Annotated in this window: 2 protein-coding genes; both read left to right on the forward strand. The window is 37.3% G+C overall.

The genetic code is table 11. The annotated features are described in order from the left end of the window. Positions 1–264 precede the first annotated feature (264 nt). Entirely contained in the window at positions 265–852 is a 588-nt protein-coding gene (locus WBM60_RS10420; protein ID WP_424283046.1) for a DUF4136 domain-containing protein, read from the forward strand. A gap of 77 nt (positions 853–929) precedes the next feature. Further along, on the forward strand, positions 930–1,975 hold a 1,046-nt coding region (locus WBM60_RS10425), incomplete at its 3' end, for a DUF1254 domain-containing protein (protein ID WP_424283047.1).

Here is a 1,975-nt window from a genome sequence, read left to right on the forward strand (position 1 = left end):
CAAAAGAAAAGCCTTGACAAGCTTATTGACAAGTATTATAAGAAAATCAAGAAATCTTCAGGGTCAAAAGCAGCAGCTCAGTTTTATCAGCTTGAAAATTACATTTTAAGTGCGATCAGACTTAAAATACTAGATAACATTCCATTCTTTGATGAATTTGATTAGTCAGGATAGTGTCTTGCCTGTAAAAAAGTTTTACAGGCAAGATGCCCTATTCTCTTTTAAAATGATGACATACATAGTAGCACTAAAAAAATGAAAAAAATGAAAAAATTATTCAAATTAATATTGGGTGCTGTTTTAATAACATGTACCAATAGTACAGTAAATGCACAGGTAAATTCTGACTACGACAAAACAATTGATTTTACAAAGTATAGCACCTACAGTTTTGCCGGTTGGCAGGATAACAGTGATCAATTGCTTAACGATCTCGATAAAGGTCGAATTTTAGCAGCATTTAAACAAGAATTTACAGCAAGAAATATGACCCTTGTAACAGATAATGCCGATGTAGTTATTACACTTTATTTTGTGATAAATAACAAAACCAGCACCACCGCTTATACCGATGTTAATGGCGGCATGGGATATGGCGTCGGTTTGCGTCGTGGTTGGGGCATGGGCGTTGGAGGTGTAGGCATGGGAAGTGCCACAACAACGTACAGCGAAGATGATTATCAAGTAGGTACTATGGTTGTTGATGTGTATGATGGTGGTACTAAAAATCTGGCATGGCAGGGCACCTATCAAAAAACAATAACTGAAAATACCAAAAAGCGTTCAAAAAATATTCCTAAGGCGATAAAAAAATTAATGAAAAAGTATCCAATTGACGCACAAAAAAATTAGGAATGTAAACGTCTACAGTTAATGTTAGTCGATATAAAAACAAAAATAAGTTAACAGCAATTATTAAACCAAATAAAATGAAAACTAAAAATGTCTTAAAAACAGTACTTAGTTGTGCGCTTATTGCCACAACAATGTTTACCGTTCAGGCTCAAAAGCCTAAAATGGTAACGCAGAAACCTGTCATGAAAATGACCACACCTTTACCGGAAAACATACTTACTCCGGATTTAATAGGGTCACCCATCGGAACCCTGGAATTTTTTGATGGTATCCCTAATCGAAAAACCATTGATAATGTATATGAATATGTAGATCGTGCCCGCGCCGTTCAAGCCTTTATTAATATGACGCCAGCTGTTTCTTTATACAATCTCCGTAAAGGAAACCGTGATATGGGCATGGGTAAAAGCAATCAAATACTCATATGGGAGCAGTTAGGCGATTCTAAGTCATTAGCACTTACCTATAATAACACATCATTATATACGTGGGGCTTTTTAGATCTGAAAAATGATGGTCCTACAGTAATTGAAATTCCACCAGGAGTATTAGGTATTTTAGATGATGCTGCCTTTAGATATATTACCGATATGGGAGCCGCTGGTCCTGATAAAGGAAAAGGCGGAAAATACCTCATACTTCCTCCAGGATACGAGGGTGATGTACCAGAGGGATATTATGTATATAAATCCGAAACGTACAATGTTTGGAATTTCATGAGAGGCTATACCAAAACCGGTGTTGAAGCAGCGGCAACTCGTATTAAAGAAAATCTAAAAGTATATCCATTATCGCAAAAAGACAATCCTCCAAAAATGGAGTTCAAAAATATGTCGGGCGTGTATTACAACACCGTTGCGCCAAATGACTATACCTTCTTCGAAGACTTGAATCAAATCATTCAGGAAGAGCCAGCCGGCTTTTACGATGCAGAAAACTTAGGGATTTTAAGATCATTGGGTATTGAAAAAGGTAAGCCATTTAATCCGGATGCCCGTATGAAGAATTTATTATCGGAGGCTGTTGACATTGGTAATGCTTATGCGCGCGCCAATACCATTGAACCGCGTGATGCTGGGCATTATTATTACCCGGAAACAAAGAGCGAGTGGGTCATGGC

This window comes from Eudoraea sp. (genome assembly GCF_049669105.1).
Lineage (GTDB): Bacteria > Bacteroidota > Bacteroidia > Flavobacteriales > Flavobacteriaceae > Eudoraea.

What these genes read in the sequence shown, in the direction of transcription:
- WBM60_RS10420 (WP_424283046.1), top strand. Translation starts at nt 265, where the DNA reads ATGAAAAAATTATTCAAATTAATATTGGGTGCTGTTTTAATAACATGT.